Consider the following 517-nt stretch of genomic DNA (forward strand, 5'->3'; position numbering starts at 1 on the left):
TCGAAAGGTCGCTAAAGAACATTGATGAGAATTGCGTCCCCATCGTCTAGAGGCCTAGGACATCACCCTTTCACGGTGGCGACCGGGGTTCGAATCCCCGTGGGGACGCCACTCATCACGAACAACGAGGACCCGGCCGATAACCGGGTCTTTTTTGTTCACCGCCAACCGGCATTCAGGTTGTGGCGTCACGGTAGTCTCCCGGATCGTATGCGGGGCGCCGGAACGAAAAAGCTCAAAAGGCTTCCACAAACGTGAACACGCAGGTATGATAGGCGGCTCGGTAACACGGGGCCATAGCTCAGCTGGGAGAGCGCCTGCATGGCATGCAGGAGGTCAGCGGTTCGATCCCGCTTGGCTCCACCACTTTCGACATTAGGCCGTCGAAAGTTCTACAACTTGAAGTTTTTCGTGCGTCCCCATCGTCTAGAGGCCTAGGACATCACCCTTTCACGGTGGCGACCGGGGTTCGAATCCCCGTGGGGACGCCAATTTCTGAAAACCCCGGCTTCGGCCG

At 57.8% G+C, this 517-nt stretch carries 3 tRNA genes; all 3 read left to right on the plus strand.

Annotated features, from left to right (window positions below):
* The first annotated feature begins 35 nt into the window (after window positions 1-35).
* Window positions 36-111: transfer RNA gene (locus tag ACVOJ1_RS18970), tRNA-Glu, on the plus strand.
* A gap of 179 nt (window positions 112-290) precedes the next feature.
* A tRNA-Ala gene (locus ACVOJ1_RS18975) sits at window positions 291-366 on the plus strand.
* A gap of 49 nt (window positions 367-415) precedes the next feature.
* Window positions 416-491, plus strand: a tRNA-Glu gene (locus ACVOJ1_RS18980).
* Window positions 492-517 lie beyond the last annotated feature (26 nt).

This window comes from Stenotrophomonas sp. STEN225, from assembly GCF_056756445.1.